Source organism: Dawidia cretensis, from assembly GCF_018598175.1.
In the GTDB taxonomy this organism is placed as follows: Bacteria; Bacteroidota; Bacteroidia; order Cytophagales; family Cyclobacteriaceae; genus Ohtaekwangia; species Ohtaekwangia cretensis.
Map to the genome: position 1 here is coordinate 227,601 of NZ_JAHESE010000004.1, position 17,903 is coordinate 245,503.

Genomic DNA, 17,903 nt, shown 5'->3' on the forward strand with positions numbered 1-17,903 from the left:
ATACTATTGAACGCCGTCTTTGGGACGGGCGATAATCAAGCGGTTACTCTTGTCGTAGGAGAAGTAGCTCCACAGCCAGCTCAACAAAACAAAGAATTTGTTCTTAAAGCCGATAATGGAGATGAGGTGAATAAACATCCAAACCATCCAGGCTGAGAATCCTTTGAGCTTCACCTTGCCCAGGTCCGCTACAGCACGGTTCCGGCCGACGGTTGCCATCGACCCCAGGTCCTTGTACTTAAAAGGCTTGAGCGGTTTGTTACTAATCAGCCGGCGCAGGTTGTGGGCCAGCAGCCGTCCTTGTTGAATAGCAGGCTGCGCCATCTGCGGGTGGCCATTGGGGAAACCTGCATCGCCGGTCATGATGGCGGCGTCGCCAATGGCGAAGATATTCGCATAGCCCGTCACGCGGTTGTATTCGTCCACCGTCATGCGCGCCGCGCGTCCCAGCGACGAAGCGGCAATGCCTTGTACGGGCTGGCCTTTCACACCCGCCGCCCAGATCATGGTACGCGTGATGAGCCGCTCGCCGGTGTTGAACATGGTCTCGTGACCATCGTAAGACTTCACGGCGCAGTTGAGGTGTACTTTTACACCCATGTGTTGTAAATACTCCAGTGCCTTTTTAGAAGCAGCCTCCGACATACCGTTCAGCAGCTTGGGTGTAGCTTCTACCAGGTGGATGTCCATCTGGCTCATTTCGAGTTCGGGATAGTCTTTGGGAAAGACGTGGTTCTTCAGCTCGCTCAGTGCGCCGGCCAGCTCGACACCCGTGGGGCCGCCGCCAACGATCACGATATCCATCAGGCTATTGACCAGTTCCGGGTCGTCGGTCAGCAGGGCTGTTTCGAAGTTGCGTATGATGAGGTTACGAAGCTTGATCGAGTCGACGATCGTCTTCATGGGCATGGCATGCTCTTCGACGTCCTTCATGCCGTAGTAATTGGTGGTGGCACCGTTGGCCAGCACCAGGTAATCGTATTTTATACTGCCGATCGAAGTTTCAATAGTATTTTCTTCCGGTTTTAACTGTGTTACTTCTCCTAACCGAAAGTAAAAGTCGCGTTGAGGACCAAAGCGCTTACGAAACGGAAACACGATCGAGCTTGACTCGAGTCCCGAGGTGGCTACCTGGTATAGCAGGGGTTGAAAGCAGTGGTGATTATACTTGTCGAAGAGTACGGTTTGCGCTTTGAAACCCTTGAGGCCTTTCACGACTTCCAGCCCGCCAAAGCCGCCACCGATGACGATGATACGAGGTTTGCCCTCGTCGACAATACGGGTATGCGTGTTTATCAGTTTGGGCATGTGTGTATCCGGAAAAGTGTATATGTCTAAACCGCTATTATTTCCTAAAATGTCACATTTCCCTCTGCCCGTCTGGTGAGAACGCATCCATGGGGGAGAGGGGTAATGCCGGCCGCCCGGAACAATCGCGTGACAACGTAAAAAAATATGCCACCGCGTATTGCCGAAAGTGCTTTGTTACCCCTACTGGTTGCAAAACGGTGACAAATGTAATCCCTTCCGGGTAGGGTAAAAAGAAAAAGCCGGTAATGTTGCGGCGGATACACCGCGGCTACAGGTCGCCGCTAATGGCAATTCGGCGTATAACAAAAATAATTTGTGGTAGTGCAACCGTTTGACAGCAAAATCAACTGTACTTTTGCCCTATAACCTCTAAAATCAACGAGTTATGACTAGAAATTTAGTTTTTGCATTGCCGCTTGCCGCCCTCGTTTTTGGGTGTGATACAAAAGAGAAGGATCAACTGCGTACTCAGGTGGATTCTCTGAAAGTGGAACTTGAGACCAGCCAGAAAATGGCCAATACCCTGACCGAAGTAGGTGTGCTGATGGATTCCATCGATGCCAGCCGCCAACTACTTCGTGTAAACATGGTAGAAGGCACTACCTACGACGATTATACATCGCGTATGAAAGACATCAACGGCTATGTGCGTGACACACAAAAGAAGATCGACGACCTGGAAAAAACCGTAACGGCTTCTAACTCCAAGAACAGTGCAAACGCTAAGCTTCTCAGAAAACTGAAAGCAGACCTGGAAAACAAAACCCAGGAGATTGTACAACTGCAAGAGCAAGTTGAAAAATACCGCAGCGAAAACCAGAACCTGATCTCTACCGTGAGCATGCAGGAAGCCGAGCTGTCGGACAAGGCGTCACAAATCGAAGCTAAAACACAAGAGCTCGCCCTGATCGAAGCCCGCGTGCAAGAGCTGATGATCCAAAGCAAAATGACCGAAGCCGACGCATACTTTGCCCGTGCCCAGGCAGTGGAAGAAGCTGCTAACCGCACCAAGCTGGCTCCCCGTAAGAAGAAAGAAACGTTGAAAGAGGCTGTCGAACTGTACAAGAAAGCACTGTCGATGGGCAAGAACGAAGCGCAAGACAAAATCACCGAGCTGGAAAAGAAGATCTAATCTCCTTAACAGTTAATATAAAAAAGCCATCTGTGCAGACAGATGGCTTTTTTTATATTCTTACCGTTGGCGCAGCCATTCGAAGATGGAGACGTTCATCAGGATCATGAGCATACCGTAAAACAGATCCTCCAGCGGAATGGTACCCATGCGAATACCGAGGTTGTGCGCGTTATTATACCACACCACTTCGCCGTCAATAAAGGAGCCCGTCAGAACACCATTGACCAAAAAGAACGGGATCAGGATCACAGCAAAGGCCAGGTAAAAACGGCCCATATACCGTGGGCGCAGCTTCAACAGCTGGAACGCCAGGAAAAGCCCCAGGCCCACGAAGGTCGTACCGGTATACAATTTCTCAAGGTGATACATGCCGAGCACAAGCATGGCGATAATCAGCGCGCTTGAGATCAGCTCCTGGTGCGGAAAGAGATGATCGCGTTCCACCAGGTGTCCCAGCGCGAAATACGTGAATACACAGGCATACGGTATACAAATAAAGAACAAGATCTCTTCGAGTGGTAAAGAGCCCACCATAATGCCCGTCAGGTATTGGGGATTGAAGCCCCAGATGCCGGCCTGGGTAAAGGCCTCGTCCCACGCCAGGAAGAGAATGGCGGGAATCAGGATGGCAGGCCACAGGTATTTCCATTGCCGGTAAAACGGTGCCGGCCGGTAAAAGCTGAACAAAAGTGGGAACGCAAGCGAAAGCAGGTTGAGCAGTAAGTAAAGATAGTGCGGGTTCAAAATGATTTTAGTAGGGTGTTAATTATTGCGTCTCCCGCCGGTCTTTCTTAAGCTCAAACTTCCCGGGCTCGTATTTCGGGGGAGCATATAAAAAGCCGAAGGCTTCGCAGTCTTCTTTGGTATGCCGGGCGTGGTGTACGTAATGCGCATGGATCATCCGTTGCAGGTAACGGCTGCGTTTGGCCGGCCGCCACCGCAGGCGTTGGTGGACGATGATGTCGTGGAAGATAAAGTAAAAGATACCGTAACACAGAATGCCGAGCCCCACGGCGATCAGGTATGGATTATACGTTACCAATGTAGCGTAATAAAACAAACCGATGGACGGAAGGCTGAAGACCACGGCAAACCAGTCGTTGCGCTCGAGCGCGTGGTCGTGTACGGTGTGATGCGAGCGGTGCCAGATCCATAAAAAACCATGCATGATGTACTTGTGCGTAAACCACGCCACAAGCTCCCAGAACAAAAACGTTCCGATCACGATCAGCGCACACAATATGATGGTTAGGGGATTCATTGTTATGCAAAATGCCGGGTCAGCACCTGGCGGCGGTAGTCAAAAATAGTACTTAGCTGGCGCTTCACAAACAGCCAGTGGGCGAATCGCCCCAGAATTCCGAAGGGAAGGGCATAGTGTACCTCGTCGGTCATTTCTACGCCACTCGGTACCGCGCGAAAGGTATGCTGATGATGCCACAGCGCGTAGGGGCCAAAACGTTGCTCGTCTACAAAAAAGTCAGGCTCCTGCACATGGGTGATCTCCGTTAGCCAGTCGGTGGTAACGCCGGGCAACACGCTGATCGTATAGCGTATCAGCTGTCCGGCATACATTTTCTCCGAACCGGAGATATGCTGTATGCGGATGTTAAGCTTGCCGGGGGTGAGGATCGCCAGGTTGCGCGGCGAAGAAAAGAAGTCCCAGGCTTCGGGCAATGTAATGGGTACCACGTGTACCTGCTTTATAGAATAAATCTTCATGATGCTTATCCCAATCCTTTTTTATATGTATTCAACGCACGCTGGCGCGCCAGGGCGTGCTCTACCACGGGCCGGGCATACGCGTCGGTCTGGTATTCGGGTACCCACTTTTTGATATAGGCGTGGTCCGGATCAAATTTCTTCGTTTGTAGCGCCGGATTAAATACCCGGAAGTACGGCGCCGCATCACAGCCCGAGCCCGCGGCCCACTGCCAGCCACCATTGTTGGAGGCCAGGTCGTAGTCGAGTAGCTTCTGGCCGAAGTACGCTTCGCCCCAGCGCCAGTCAATCAGCAGGTGCTTGGTCAAAAAGCTTGCCGTGATCATGCGCACCCGGTTGTGCATGAAGCCGGTGGCATTCAGCTCGCGCATGCCGGCGTCGACGATGGGGTAGCCCGTCTGCCCCGTGCACCACAAGTCAAACTCCGCGGGGTCATTGCGCCAGGCAATACGGTCATACTTTGGCTTAAAAGACTCGGTCTGCACGTGCGGGAAATGCCACAGAATCATCGCATAGAATTCACGCCAGATAAGTTCATTCAGCCACACCTGGTTCTTCTGCTGTGCCACCTGGCATAGCTTGCGAATGCTGACCGTACCAAAGCGCAGGTGTACACTCAGGCGTGTTGTGCCGTGCACGTCTGGAAAGTCACGCGTGCGATCATATTTCTCTATAATGCCGGTGCGAATCACACGCTCGGGAAACTGCGCGCCCGTGCGCTGAAAGCCAATGTCTTCCAGGCCAGGGAAGGGTTGATGTTTGATCTTCTTAAAGTGGCCGGTATACTTTTCTACCGGGTAGCGCTTGAGGTAGAATGGCGTAAGCGCCGCCTTCCACTTGCGGCTATAGGGTGTAAAGACGGTATAGGGCTTGCCATCGTCTTTGACAACTTCATCTTTTTCAAAGATCACCTGATCTTTGTATGCATGGAAGCCAATGCCTTTTTTCTCCAACAGCTTCTGGATGGCCCCGTCGCGTTCGCGGGCGTAGGGTTCGTAATCGTGATTTGTATAGACCGCCCGTGGATGAAGGACGCGGTAGAGCGTCACGGGGTTGCCATGCAAAATAACGAGCGAGGAGCCCAGCGCTTCCAGTTGCGCTTTTAATCCTGCCAGCGTTTGATGAATAAATTCTACGCGCCGGTCTTCGATGTCTTCCAACGCGTCGAGTATGACGGTATCGAAGATAAATACCGGCACCACGTGTTCATTGTCGCGCAGCGCATGGTACAATCCGGCGTTGTCCGTCAGGCGCAGGTCGCGGCGAAACCAGAAGATAGTCGTATCGTTGCCGATGACATCGGCCGCGGCTGCCGGGGTGTAGGAGGAGGTCTTTTTTTTCAAAGCTTGGTCACGACGGTATGGCTGACCTGCCCGAATTCCAGGCCTTCCACGATGAGCCTGAACCAGTACGTATAATCCGCCGGGTGCAGACGCATATCTTCCCGCAGCAAAAGCATGTCCATGTATTTCCAGCTGGCTACTTCGTCCTGGTTGATGGCCGGCTCGCCGTCGTAGTAGCCTATATATACATGGTCGTATTCATGCTCGATCAGGTCATGGTCCAGCGCGGCGCGGTAGATGAACTTATAGGCAAATGCCGGTTGCAGGTCGATGCCCATTTCCTGGTATAGCTTGCGGCGGGTGGCGGCTTCCATTGTTTCGCCGGGCAGCGGATGACTGCAGCAGGTGTTGGTCCATAAGCCACCGCTGTGATATTTGTCCAGGGCGCGTTGCTGCAACAGCATTTCTCCCTTGGAATTAAACAGCAAAATAGAGAATGCCCGGTGCAAAATGCCCTTGCGGTGCGCCTCCATTTTTTCCATGGTTCCGATGGCTTCGTCTTGCTCATTTACCAGTATCACATGTTCCATCAGATCATATTCAGTTGATGTTTTACATACGAGTACGCCAACAGCCGTGCCTTGTGCCGGTTTCGAATGCGGATGCGGCTTTTCATTACCAGCTCCGACGGCGTGTTGCGTATCTTCCGAAAGAGGGCAAGGTAATATACGTACGCGACATATACACCCAACCGCGCGGCACGTGGCAGTTTTTTGATGCCGAGGTACGCCGCGTGTAAGTCGTCGGCGATGCTGGCTTCGATGGTTGCCTTGCACGTGTCGTTAAAGATGTGCAAGTCAATGCCCGGAAAATACGAGCGCCCCATGCCACTAAAGTCGGCCTGCAGGTCGCGCAGGAAATTGATCTTCTGAAAGGCCGCGCCCAGCCGCATGGCGGAAGGCTTCAGCTGCTGGTACAGGGTGTCATTATGCTGACAAAATACCCGCAGGCACATCAATCCCACCACCTCGGCCGAACCCAGAATATATTCCTGGAACGTTTCCGGCGTATAGTCTATGTGCGTTAGGTCCATTTCCATGCTGTGGAGGAATTGGTCGATCAGCTCCCGGTCAATCTGGTAATGCCGAACGGTATGCTGAAAGCTGTTCAGGATCGGATTCAGGCTGATGCCCTCGTCGATGGCACGATACGTCTCTTCGCGAAAGCGCGCCAGCAACGTGGCTTTGTCGTAATCGTGAAAGGAGTCGACAATCTCGTCGGCGAAGCGCACAAATCCATAGATGGAATAGATCGGGTCGCGCAGCCCTTTGCCCAGGCACAAAATGCCCAGCGAGAACGAGGTGCTATAAGCCTTTGTTGTCAGCCGGCTGCACCGGATCGAAACATGATCAAAGAGCTGCTTCATAACAATTAATGTACAAATTCCTGATGGGTTTTAATAAGCTCACGCGCGGCCACCTGGCCCGATATCAGGGCGGGTGGTACACCCGGGCCCGGTACTGTAAGCTGGCCTGTATAGAACAGGTTACGCACCTTTTTGTTTCGCATGGAAGGCTTCAGGTTTGCCGTCTGCCACAAGGTATTGGCGAGCCCATAAGCATTTCCCTTAAACGCATTGTAGTCCTGTATAAAATCCTGGTGGGCATAGCTGCGTTGGTAAACAATATGCTCACGCACCGATTGTCCCGTGAGCTGTTCGAGACGCGTCAGCACGCGCTGCAGGTAGTGCTCGCGGATCGCCGCTGTATCCGTTAGGCCGGGGGCGACGGGGATTAGTATAAAAAGGTTTTCGCAACCGTCGGGCGCGGTCGTTAGATCTGTCTGCGACGGACAGGAAACATAGAACTGGGGCGCCGAAGGCCACTGCGGCCGGTCGTAGATCTCCGCGGCGTGCAGGCGAAAGTCTTCGTCGAAGAAAAGCGTGTGGTGCAGCAACCCCTGGAGTTTTTTGTTGATGCCGAGAAAGTATATCAGGCTCGACGGCGCCAGCACGCGTTTTTGCCAATAGGCCTCGCTATACTGCCGGTGCGACGGGGGCAGCAGATGCTGTTCCACATGGTGGTAATCGGCGCCGGCCACGATATAGTCGAATGCCTGGAATTCGCCGTGGACGACTACGCCGGTGGCTTCCGAGCCTTCCAGCACCAGCTTTTCTACGGGGCTGTTAAAGGCGAACCGTACGCCCAGCTCGCGGGCCAGCGCCGTCATGCCTTCAATAATGCGATACATGCCGCCCTGCGGGTACCAGGTGCCCAACGCCATGTCGGCATAGTTCATGAGACTGTATAACGCAGGAATCTTTTCCGGCGATGCGCCCAGAAAGAGTACGGGAAACTCCAGCAACTGTATAAGTCGCGGATTACGAAAGAACTTTCGGATGTATGCCGAAATAGATTGGAATACGTGCAGGCGAAACGTGCTTTTGATTACGTCCGCACGCAACAGCTCGCGCACCGACAGTCCGGGCTGGTATACCAGGTCGCGCATGCCGATGTCGTATTTAAATTTACCTTCTTCTAAAAAACGCAAGAGCTGCCGGCGGCTGCCGGGCTCTACCCGCTCGAACATTCGGCACAGGGCTTCTGTGCCCGCGGGTACGTCGAGTACATCCCCCGCGGCATATACAATACGGTAGGAGGGATCGAGTCGCTCGAGCGTGTAATAGTCAGCGGTCTTTTTACCAAACTGCTCGAAGAACTGGTCGAATACATCGGGCATCCAATACCAGCTGGGCCCCATATCGAACGTAAAGCCATCGGCCCGAAACATGCTGGCACGTCCACCGGGTTGGGCGTTCTTTTCGAAAACCGTTACCTCAAAGCCGTCACGTGCCAGGAAACACGCTGCCGACAACCCGGCAAAGCCGGAACCGATCACTGCTACGCGCCCCATGGTTTAGTAACCCTGCAGTCTTTTCTGAATCTCTTTACGTGCCTGGAAGATGCGGTTCTTCACCGTGCCGATGGGAATGCCCAGTCGCTCGGCAATCTCGTGGTAGTGATAGCCGGTGGTATACATCTTAAACGGCATCAGCAGGTCGTTTTTGATGGCGTGCACATTGCGCCAGATCTCCTGGAACTGCAGGCGCTCCTGCGGACGGGCAAAGGTGTGTTCTTCCTCTACGTTGAGGAAATACAGCTCCTTGGTCCCATCGTGCGTAGTGCGCGCGCGCTGTGCGCGGCGGTAATTGTTAATGAACGTGTTCCGCATGATGGTAAAGAGCCATCCGTTCAGGTTTGAGTCGTCGCGGAACTTGTCACGGTATAGCAGGGCTTTGAGCATGGTGTCCTGCACCAGGTCATGCGATTCCTCACGGTTGCGGGTGAATCGACGCGTAAACATCTGCAGCGTAGGCCGCAGGCGGGCAATCTGATAGGTGAATTCAACAGAGGTCATGGTCTTTTTTGTTTAAGTAACACCTAATTTATATTCAACAAATATAGAGAAAGACCAATTTTAAGCAATAATTGTTTAGTTTTTTGTTTAAAAAACTAAACGAAACAGTACGAGCGTAAAATGACGGGACAGGCGGTGGGCGTCCGTTACATAGATAATTTACACAATGAAAATATCATACCCGCTAACGATTCCGTGGGATTTTAAAGATTAAAGCTGTTTAAGCTGCGTTAGAAGAAGCGTTGTAGCTCGGTGGGTGTAGAAAAGATCTGCACGTTGCCCAACTTCTCGCCCTGGAACCGGGTGGTTTGCACACCCGAGGCCAGCACCGTGGCGTTCGGGAAGTCGGTCGAGAGCTTTTTGAAATACGTTTCGAGGCTGCCCGTCAGCGGACCGGTAATAACCGTTATCAGTATGCCGGGCTGGTGTATCTCCACGATCTTGACCAGGTCTTCGTATGGCACGTTCTGACCCAGATAGTATGTACGATAGCCCGCTTTGCGTGCCAGGAAGTTGGAGAACAACAGGCTCAGCTCGTGCATTTCGCCTTCGGGCAGATACAACAGCGCTTTGCGTGTTCCCTTGACGGGAAGGGTCAGGCCGTCGATCGCAACGATGATCTTCTGACGGATGAGGTTCGAGATAAAATGTTCGTGGGCCGGCGTAATGTTCTGGGTCTGCCAGAGGATGCCGATCTTTTCGAGAAAGGGGTAGATGATGTCGGAGATGGTCTTCTCAAAACCGTAGCGCAAAATGAGCGTATTCAGATTCTTCTCAAACATCTCTTCTTCCAGGCCGATCATGGCCAGCACGAGTTGATCGATGTGCACGGCGGCGTCGCTGTGCAGCTCGCTGATCTCAAGTACCTTGCGGTTCATCTCTTCGATACTCATGTCGGCAATACGCGAGATCTTGATGCCGTTGTTGTTGAGCAGCGAAACGTTGATCAGCTTCTTGAGGTCGTCGTCGGAGTAAAACCGGATGTTGGTGGTGGTGCGGGCGGGCGCAATTATTTTATGACGTTTCTCCCAGATGCGGATTGTGTGCGCTTTGATGCCGGAGAGCTTTTCAAGTTCCTTGATCGAATATTTACCCATAACCGCTGATTACCGTTCTAAAAACCACAGAAGCCCAAAAATGTTTCTTTTATCTGTCATTATCTGCGCGATGTTCTATATTCCTGATTCCAACCCTGGTTCGGTATGTCGGTGGAGGTTTTAAAAATAGCAAAAGACTGGTTTTCCGCGCAGGGCTGGCGTCCTTTTCCTTTTCAGGAAGAGTCATGGCAGGCGTACCTGGATGGCGGCAGTGGTCTGGTCAATGCGCCCACCGGCAGCGGCAAGACCTATTCACTTCTGATGCCGGTCATGCTGGAGTATATACGCCGTCATCCCGACGACTATAAGACGCGCCGTAATGCCGGACTGCAAGCCATTTGGATCACGCCCATCCGCGCACTATCCAAAGAGATCGAGCTGTCGGCCCGCCGCCTTATCGACGGACTGGAGCTGCCCTGGCGCATCGGCGTGCGCTCCGGCGATACATCCACCAAGGAGCGCGCCGCGCAACGCAGCAAACCACCCGAGCTGCTGATCACGACACCCGAAAGCCTGCATTTGCTGCTGGCATCGAAAGGCTATGCTGACTTCTTCAAAGAATTGAAGATATTGGTCGCCGACGAATGGCACGAGCTCATGGGCAGCAAACGTGGCGTACAGGTGGAGCTGGCCCTGTCGCGGCTCAAGACAGTCGTGCCGGCACTTAAGGTATGGGGCATCTCGGCGACGATCGGCAACATGGACGAAGCCCTGCAGGCACTGCTTGGTAATTATTACCACGAGCGTCCCTATAGCGTGATACGCGCCGACCTTCATAAAGAGATCGAAGTGATCTCGGTCATGCCCGACACGCTGGAGCGTATGCCGTGGGCAGGTCACCTGGGTATAGTATTGTTAGAGAAGGTAATTGAGATCGTACGCAACAGTAAGACGACGCTCATCTTTACCAATACGCGGTCGTTTGCCGAGATCTGGTATCAAAAGATGCTCGACAAAGCGCCCGAGCTTTCGGGGCTCATGGCCATGCACCACGGCTCGATCAGCCAGGAGCTGCGCAACTGGGTAGAAGAGCAACTCCACCTGGGCAAGCTCAAGGCCGTAGTCTGTACCTCCAGTCTCGACCTGGGCGTGGACTTTCGTCCGGTGGAAACGGTCGTACAGGTCGGTGGACCGAAAGGTGTTGCGCGCTTTTTGCAGCGTGCCGGCCGCAGCGGTCACCAGCCCGGCGCGGTAAGCCGTATATACTTTGTGCCGACGCACTCGCTGGAGCTCATCGAAGCAGCCGCTATACGCGAAGCCATTGTCCGCAAGGTAGTCGAAGACCGGCTGCCCTATCTCCGTTCGTTTGATGTGTTGATGCAATACCTGGTGACACTCGCCGTGTCAGACGGTTTTGAGCCTGACACTACGCTGGCCGAAATACGCGGCACCTTCAGCTTTGGCAGCGTGACCGACGACGAATGGCACTGGATGCTGAACTTCCTCACCCATGGCGGCGACTCCTTACAGGCATACGATGAATACCGCAAGGTGGTGTTGCAAAACGGTATATACCGTGTCGAGAACAGAGCGATTGCCATGCGTCACCGCTTGTCGATCGGCACCATTGTGAGCGACAGCTCTATGCACGTCAAGTTTTTGTCGGGCAAATACCTGGGCACAATCGAAGAGTACTTTATAACACGCATGAGTCCCGGCGATGTATTTTGGTTTGCGGGCCGCAACCTGGAGCTGGTACGCGTCAAGGACATGGTGGCGCAGGTGCGCAAGTCCAACAAAAAGTCGGGCCGGGTGCCGTCGTGGCAGGGGGGACGTATGCCGCTGTCGTCGCAGATGAGCGAGCTGATACGCAACAAGCTCGACGAGGTCGTGCGTGGTGTGGAGCACGACGAAGAGCTGACGTTTTTAAAGCCGCTGTTCGACCTGCAACGCCAGCGCTCGCACTTGCCCGGCGCGGGTGATTTCCTGGTAGAATACTTTGAGAGTGATGAAGGGTATCACGTTATCATGTACCCTTTTGAAGGCCGGTTTGTGCACGAAGGTATCGCCGCTCTGGTGGCGTATCGCATTGCGCAGATCCAGCCCATCACGTTTTCGATCGCCATGAACGACTATGGCTTCGAGCTGTTGTCGGATCAGCCCATTCCGATCGAAGAAGCCCTGGAGACCGACGTGCTCGGCACCACCGACCTGCTCAAAGATATTCAAGCCAGTGTCAACTCCACGGAGATGGCCCGCCGCAAGTTTCGCGACATCGCCGCCATTTCAGGCTTGGTGTTTAAAGGTTATCCGGGCAAGCCGGTCAAGGACCGCCACCTGCAGTCGTCGTCGCAGCTGTTCTTTAACGTCTTTCACGATTACGAGGGTCACAACCTGCTCTTGCGGCAGGCGTATGAAGAGGTAATGGACTTTCAGCTGGAGGAGGCACGGCTGCGCCGGGCGTTGGACCGCATTGCGCGCCAAAAGATCATGATCACGTATCCACCCAAACCAACGCCGTTTGCTTTCCCGATCATGGTAGACCGCATGCGCGAAAAGCTTACGACCGAGAAGATCGAAGACCGCATCCGCAAGATGGTGGTGGAATACGACGAATCGTGACGCACGACATGTACCTTCGGGAAGAAATATGTAGGAAAACTGCGAGAAGAGGAGTTGTTTCAGTGATAGTGTATTAACAACGCTTAATAATGGCGTAACGTAACTGTCGGGCGGAGCACCTAAACAAAAATGTCCTGACAGGGAGGCCAGGACATTATTTGTATTTCCATTGGGGATTAATAGTCGTTTCTGCGGTTATAACCACCGCCACCACCGCCACCGCTTCTGTAGCCGCCACCGCCACTGCGGGGAGCATCGGTCTTCGGTCTTGCTTCGTTTACAACCAGGGTTTTGCCGAGGAAGTTGAATCCGTTAAGGCTAGTAATAGCCTGACGACCAGCAGACTCATCCGCCATTTCGATAAAACCGAAACCACGGCTGCGCTGCGTTACTTTGTCCATGATAATCTTGGCAGAAGAAACTTCGCCATACTCTTCGAATAATCCCTTCAATTCCTGCTCGGACGCCTTAAAAGGGATGTTGGCAACGTAAATGTTCATTGTTGAAAAATAGTAAATGAGAAATTAGTTTGTGTGAACTGGCAAACTTAACCTGCAAACTACATAGAGGGGTTTTGAGTAAGCGTGACAATTAACATATGCAAGGTAAGGATTTTTTTGAATTTTCAAATTTTGCCGCTTTTCCTTGTTTCCAGCCTAAAAACGCAGCTTTTTTAGTGTTTCGGACAATTTCGGTGCCTTCCCGATACCCATTACTCCGCCTTTTTTACCGCCCGAGGAATACACGTTGGAGGATATAAATCACGTTTTTCAAACCGTTGCGCTGGACGCGCCAAAAGCGGCAGAGGTATCGTTTGCCCTACACGACAAACGTCGCCCGGAAGCACGCAAGCCCACAACGGTGCACTCACCGTGTGTTCCGGCAAAAGCACGATAATGCGTGCAGACACATGCGCACACGGTAGTTTGATAGAATACAATTCCGCATATTCGCCGACCTAACCGAACAACCCAATATGACGCGAACATTTTTGGCTGCCTGGCTGTTGGTCCTCGCCCTGGCAGCACCCACCGTGGCAGCCCCCGGCTTTGACGCCAGGTACCTGCAGGTGCGCTGGGAGATTGTCGAAAACAACTACCAGGGCAAAACCCAATTCCTCTCGGCCTTTACGTTCACCAACACCGGCAAGACGGACTTCCCCAGGGAAGGGTGGACGCTTTACTTCAACTTTATCCGCACCCCCATCGCAGGCACCACCACGGGCGGGGTAAACGTCGAGCGCCTGAACGGCGACTTGTTCCGCCTCACGCCGCAAACCGACTTTGCCGGGTTGCCCGCCGGTAAATCCTTACGCGTAGAATTTATGGCACACGACTGGGTGATCAATTATACCGACGCGCCCGCCGGATTATACCTGGTCTGGCAGGATGCACCTGCCGTGGGTGTGCCGGTAACAAACTATACCATTTTGCCGTCGACCGAGCCGCGCCAGTACAACCGCTTTGAAGCCGACAAGATCGGACTCATCACACCGCAGGTGCTATACGAGCAAAACAAGCTATACCACGACGTACCCACACAACAACAAGTGCCCATCTTTCCGACACCGGTATCCTACCGCGGCGGCCAGGGCACCTTCATTCTTACACCGCAAGTACCCATCCAGGCAGATGCTGCCTTTAAACGCGAAGCCAATTACCTGGCGGGCGAGCTGGCTACCTTGCTCGGCAAACGCCCGCTCTTATCAGCAGCCACGGGGGGTACCGCCAGGATCGTATTGCAACAGAAGGCAATGCCCAAAGAGGCCTATACCCTCGACGTAAAGTCAGCGGAGATTACCATCACGGCAGGTTCCGCCAACGGTATATTCTACGGTATACAGTCGTTGAAGACCCTGATACCACCGACGGCGTGGGCCGCACCCGCCAACGTCATTCGCATTCCGGAAACGATGGTACAGGACGCGCCGCGCTTTGGACACCGCGCTTTCTTTATCGATGTCTGCCGCAACTTCCAGGAGAAGAAAGAGATCCTGAAGCTGCTCGACCTGATGGCGCTATACAAGCTTAACGTGTTGCACTTTCACCTGACCGAAGACGAAGGGTGGCGTTTGGAGATACCCGGCTTGCCGGAGCTGACCGAGATCGGCGCACGCCGCGGGCATACCGTCACGGGCGAAGATTACCTGCAACCATCGTTTGGCTCCGGCCCGGATGTGAACGGCCGCATTGGTTCGGGCCATTATACACGCGCGGACTATATCGAGATTCTGAAGTATGCTACCGAGCGGCACATCGAAGTGATTCCCGAGTTGGAAACACCGGGCCATGCACGCGCCGCCGTGGTCGCGATGAACGTTCGCTACAAACGCCTGCAAAAGGAGGGGAGACGCGACGAAGCTGCCCGCTACCTGCTGAGCGATCCGGAAGACGCTTCCGAATATCACTCGGTGCAGGGCTGGACGGACAACGTCATTAACGTGGCCATGCCATCCACCTATACGTTCCTCGAAAAAGTGACCGACGAGCTGGTTGCCATGTATAAAGAAGCCGGTGCACCGCTCAAAACGGTTCACTACGGTGGTGACGAAGTGCCCGCGGGGGTGTGGGAGAAGTCCCCCGCCGTGAAGAAGCTCATGGCCGCCGAGCCGGCGATCAAAACAACCAACGACCTGTGGTATTACTTCTACGGTAAAGTAAGTCGCATGGCCGCCGGCAAGGGTTTGTATATGTATGGCTGGGAAGAGATTGCCATGCGCAAGACACAACTTGACGGCAACCCGCAGTATATACCCAATCCCGACTTTGTGCAGAAGGGCTTCCAGGTAGACGTTTGGAACAACGCCCTGGGCTGGGGCGCCGAAGACCTGGCCTACCGACTGGCCAACGCCGGCTACAAGGTTGTGCTGTCGTGCGTGAGCAATATGTACTTCGACATGTCGGTATATAAGGCCTTCGACGAGCCCGGATATTACTGGGGCGCGTTTGTGGATGTCGACAAGCTCTTCTATTTCATTCCATACGACTATTTCAAGAATGCCAAAGAAGACCGTCTGGGCAATCCGTTGGATCGATCGATCTTTATGGGTAAAGAACGTCTGACGGACTATGGTAAGTCAAACGTCGTAGGCATTCAGGGACTGATCTGGTCCGAGACCGTGCGTGGTCCGGAGCAGTTGGAGTATAAAATACTGCCGAAGATGTTGGGCCTGGCGGAACGCGCCTGGGCCGCAGACCCGGCATGGGCTACGGAGAAAGATCCGGCCCGCAGCGAGGCGCTGTATGCAGATGCCTGGTCGTCCTTCGCGACAACCGTCGGCACCCGCGAGCTGCCACGCCTGGATTATTATGCCGGTGGTTTCCAATACCGCATACCTTCGCCGGGGGCAACCGTGGTCGACGGCAAAGTAGCATTGAATCAACAATTGCCGGGCTTTACGTTGCGCTATACCACCGACGGCACGGAGCCGACGGTGAAGAGCCCGGTCTATACGGCGCCCATTGCCGCCAAAGGCGATATTAAAATAAAAGCATTCAACACCCGTGGCCGCGCGGGAAAGACCAGTACTGTTAAGAACCCCTAAACCGATAGCCCCATGCAAAACTCCCTAACCACCCAACGCGTGTTATCGATCGATGCCTTTCGCGGCATTACGATCCTGGTCATGATCTTTGTCAACGAGCTGGCCGGTGTACAAGGCATACCGGCGTGGATGAAACATATGCCGGCGACAGCCGATGCCATGACGTTTGTCGACGTGGTGTTTCCGGCCTTCCTGTTTATTGTCGGAATGTCCATTCCCTTCGCCATGGCCAGTCGCCGGGCCAAAGGCGACAGCGTGGGCCAGCTAAACGCCCACATACTCTTTCGCACCCTGGGGCTACTGGTCCTGGGCTTCTTTATGGTCAACGCCGAAGGCGGCTATAACGAAGCGGCCATGGCCATACCGCTGGCCTTGTGGTCGCTGTTGTTCTACGTGGGCGTGATCCTGATTTGGAATGTCTATACTTCCCTGAGCAAGCCTGTTGTCTACGCGCTCCGGGCGACGGGCGCCGTATTACTGCTGGTGCTGGCATGGCTGTACCGGGGTGGCGAAGACGGCACCGGCACGATGACACCGCAGTGGTGGGGAATCCTCGGCCTCATCGGCTGGGCGTACCTGGTAGCCTGCCTGTGGTACCAGCTCGTGCGTGGCAAGCTGGCCGGAATCTGCGCGGGGATCGTGCTGTGTTTAGGACTGTATATACTGGGCAAAGCCGGGATCGTCAGCGACGTGCCGGTACTGGGTTGGACTGTCGGCCAGATGGGACACGCCATCCATACGGCCATCGTGCTCTGCGGTATTGCGGCATCGCTCATATTCTTTGACCGCAAGCACGCCCATACCAATGACCGCCGGTTGCTGGAAGTGCTTGCCTTTGCGCTTATCCTGGTGGCCGCCGCCTTTCTGGCGCGCCCTTACTATAAGATCTCGAAGATCTTCGCGACGCCGTCCTGGGCTCTCTACAGCGCGGCGATTTGCTGTGTCATCTTCACATTCCTGTATTGGCTCATCGATTTGAAGCACGTCAGTCGCTGGACGGCCTTTTTTAAGCCCGCGGCCTCCAACCCCTTGCTGACGTATATCATACCGTTTATCTTGTACGCATTGCTGCGCCTGCTCCATACACACTTTCCCGGCTTCCTGTACGAAGGGGTCGTCGGCATTGTGTGGTCCTTGGTGTTCGCGGTGGCCGTCATGGCCCTCGTGATCGGGTTGAATAAGCTCAAGATCAGGTTGCAGCTGTAGCCAACGTAGTTGCGTATGCAATCTGCCTTACAACAGCATATTCAAAAGTTTGTCAGTATCCCGGAGGAAGACATGCCCGGGATACTGGCATACTTCACGCCGATGCACCTCCAAAAAAAGGAGAACCTGTTGGTGGAAGGTAACGTCTGTCACTCGAATTACTTCGTAGTGAAAGGCTACCTGCGCATGTTTTACGTTAGCGACAAAGGCGACGAGAAGACAATTCAATTTGCCCTGGAGAACTGGTGGATGGCCGACTACGATTCATTCTCCCACCAACGGCCCGGCGTGTTTTCCATTCAGGCCGTCGAGCGTGCCGAGGTACTGGCCTTGCATTACCAGGCGCAGGAAAAAATGCTGCAACAATACCCGTTACTCGAACGCTATTTTCGTCTCATGCACCAGCGTGCCCACGCGGCCTCGCAGCAGCGCATTCGCGGGCAGTTTAGCTTCTCGCGCGAAGACCAGTACCTGAACTTTGCCCGGCGATACCCGGAGTTCGTGCAACGGGTTCCTCAATACCTGCTGGCATCCTTCCTGGGCTTTACGCCTGAATACCTGAGCGAAATCCGCGCAAAGAAACGATCTTAAACCTGTTTAAGAATTCCCATTGGACGGCCCGATAC

At 53.8% G+C, this 17,903-nt stretch carries 16 protein-coding genes; 5 read left to right on the top strand and 11 right to left on the bottom strand.

Annotated elements, in window-relative coordinates:
• Window positions 1–3 precede the first annotated feature (3 nt).
• Window positions 4–1,308, bottom strand: a complete 1,305-nt coding sequence (locus KK062_RS07225; RefSeq protein ID WP_254083595.1) for an NAD(P)/FAD-dependent oxidoreductase — start codon at window positions 1,306–1,308, stop codon at window positions 4–6.
• 388 nt (window positions 1,309–1,696) lie between these two features.
• Here KK062_RS07225 and KK062_RS07230 point away from each other — a divergent pair, with 388 nt between their 5' ends.
• A complete protein-coding gene (locus KK062_RS07230) occupies window positions 1,697–2,443 on the top strand; it encodes a hypothetical protein (protein ID WP_254083596.1) in 747 nt (248 codons plus the stop codon).
• Window positions 2,444–2,503: 60 nt separating this feature from the next.
• Here the strand turns inward: KK062_RS07230 and KK062_RS07235 are convergent, their stop codons facing one another.
• From KK062_RS07235 to KK062_RS07275, 9 genes are all read right to left on the bottom strand, one after another.
• Window positions 2,504–3,190, bottom strand: a complete 687-nt coding sequence (locus KK062_RS07235; protein WP_254083597.1) for a lycopene cyclase domain-containing protein — start codon at window positions 3,188–3,190, stop codon at window positions 2,504–2,506.
• 22 nt (window positions 3,191–3,212) lie between these two features.
• Complete coding sequence (locus KK062_RS07240; protein ID WP_254083598.1) at window positions 3,213–3,707, bottom strand: sterol desaturase family protein; 495 nt, start codon at window positions 3,705–3,707, stop codon at window positions 3,213–3,215.
• A 2-nt stretch (window positions 3,708–3,709) separates the two neighbouring features.
• A complete protein-coding gene (locus KK062_RS07245) occupies window positions 3,710–4,168 on the bottom strand; it encodes an SRPBCC family protein (protein ID WP_254083599.1) in 459 nt (152 codons plus the stop codon).
• Between the two features lie 5 nt (window positions 4,169–4,173).
• Entirely contained in the window at window positions 4,174–5,511 is a 1,338-nt protein-coding gene (locus KK062_RS07250; RefSeq protein ID WP_262899168.1) for a cryptochrome/photolyase family protein, read from the bottom strand.
• On the bottom strand, window positions 5,508–6,041 hold the full coding sequence (gene idi, locus KK062_RS07255; RefSeq protein WP_254083600.1) for an isopentenyl-diphosphate Delta-isomerase: 534 nt from the start codon (window positions 6,039–6,041) through the stop codon (window positions 5,508–5,510). Before idi ends, KK062_RS07250 begins: the two co-directional genes overlap by 4 nt.
• Window positions 6,041–6,877, bottom strand: a complete 837-nt coding sequence (locus KK062_RS07260; protein WP_254083601.1) for a phytoene/squalene synthase family protein — start codon at window positions 6,875–6,877, stop codon at window positions 6,041–6,043. Before KK062_RS07260 ends, idi begins: the two co-directional genes overlap by 1 nt.
• Before the next feature lie 5 nt (window positions 6,878–6,882).
• Window positions 6,883–8,364: a bifunctional phytoene desaturase/3,4-desaturase gene (gene crtID / locus KK062_RS07265; protein ID WP_254083602.1), complete on the bottom strand. Its 1,482-nt coding sequence runs from the start codon at window positions 8,362–8,364 to the stop codon at window positions 6,883–6,885.
• A gap of 3 nt (window positions 8,365–8,367) precedes the next feature.
• A complete protein-coding gene (locus tag KK062_RS07270) occupies window positions 8,368–8,868 on the bottom strand; it encodes an RNA polymerase sigma factor (RefSeq protein WP_254083603.1) in 501 nt (166 codons plus the stop codon).
• A gap of 230 nt (window positions 8,869–9,098) precedes the next feature.
• Entirely contained in the window at window positions 9,099–9,965 is an 867-nt protein-coding gene (locus KK062_RS07275) for a MerR family transcriptional regulator (RefSeq protein ID WP_254083604.1), read from the bottom strand.
• Window positions 9,966–10,070: 105 nt separating this feature from the next.
• Here KK062_RS07275 and KK062_RS07280 point away from each other — a divergent pair, with 105 nt between their 5' ends.
• Window positions 10,071–12,527 carry a ligase-associated DNA damage response DEXH box helicase gene (locus KK062_RS07280; protein ID WP_254083605.1) on the top strand — a complete coding sequence of 819 codons (2,457 nt, stop codon included), beginning with the start codon at window positions 10,071–10,073 and terminating at the stop codon, window positions 12,525–12,527.
• A 176-nt stretch (window positions 12,528–12,703) separates the two neighbouring features.
• Here KK062_RS07280 and rbp read toward each other — a convergent pair whose 3' ends face one another.
• Window positions 12,704–13,027 (bottom strand): RNA-binding regulator, encoded by a 324-nt coding sequence (gene rbp, locus KK062_RS07285; protein WP_254083606.1) that lies wholly within the window; start codon window positions 13,025–13,027, stop codon window positions 12,704–12,706.
• 476 nt (window positions 13,028–13,503) lie between these two features.
• Between rbp and KK062_RS07290 the strand changes: the two genes are divergently transcribed.
• The 3 genes from KK062_RS07290 to KK062_RS07300 are packed head-to-tail and all read left to right on the top strand — an operon-like array spanning window position 13,504 to window position 17,868.
• On the top strand, window positions 13,504–16,071 hold the full coding sequence (locus KK062_RS07290) for a family 20 glycosylhydrolase (protein WP_254083607.1): 2,568 nt from the start codon (window positions 13,504–13,506) through the stop codon (window positions 16,069–16,071).
• 12 nt (window positions 16,072–16,083) lie between these two features.
• Window positions 16,084–17,277 carry a DUF5009 domain-containing protein gene (locus KK062_RS07295; RefSeq protein WP_254083608.1) on the top strand — a complete coding sequence of 398 codons (1,194 nt, stop codon included), beginning with the start codon at window positions 16,084–16,086 and terminating at the stop codon, window positions 17,275–17,277.
• Window positions 17,278–17,292: 15 nt separating this feature from the next.
• The gene (locus KK062_RS07300; RefSeq protein ID WP_254083609.1) at window positions 17,293–17,868 is read left to right on the top strand and encodes a Crp/Fnr family transcriptional regulator; all 576 of its coding nucleotides are present in this window, start codon (window positions 17,293–17,295) and stop codon (window positions 17,866–17,868) included.
• Window positions 17,869–17,903 lie beyond the last annotated feature (35 nt).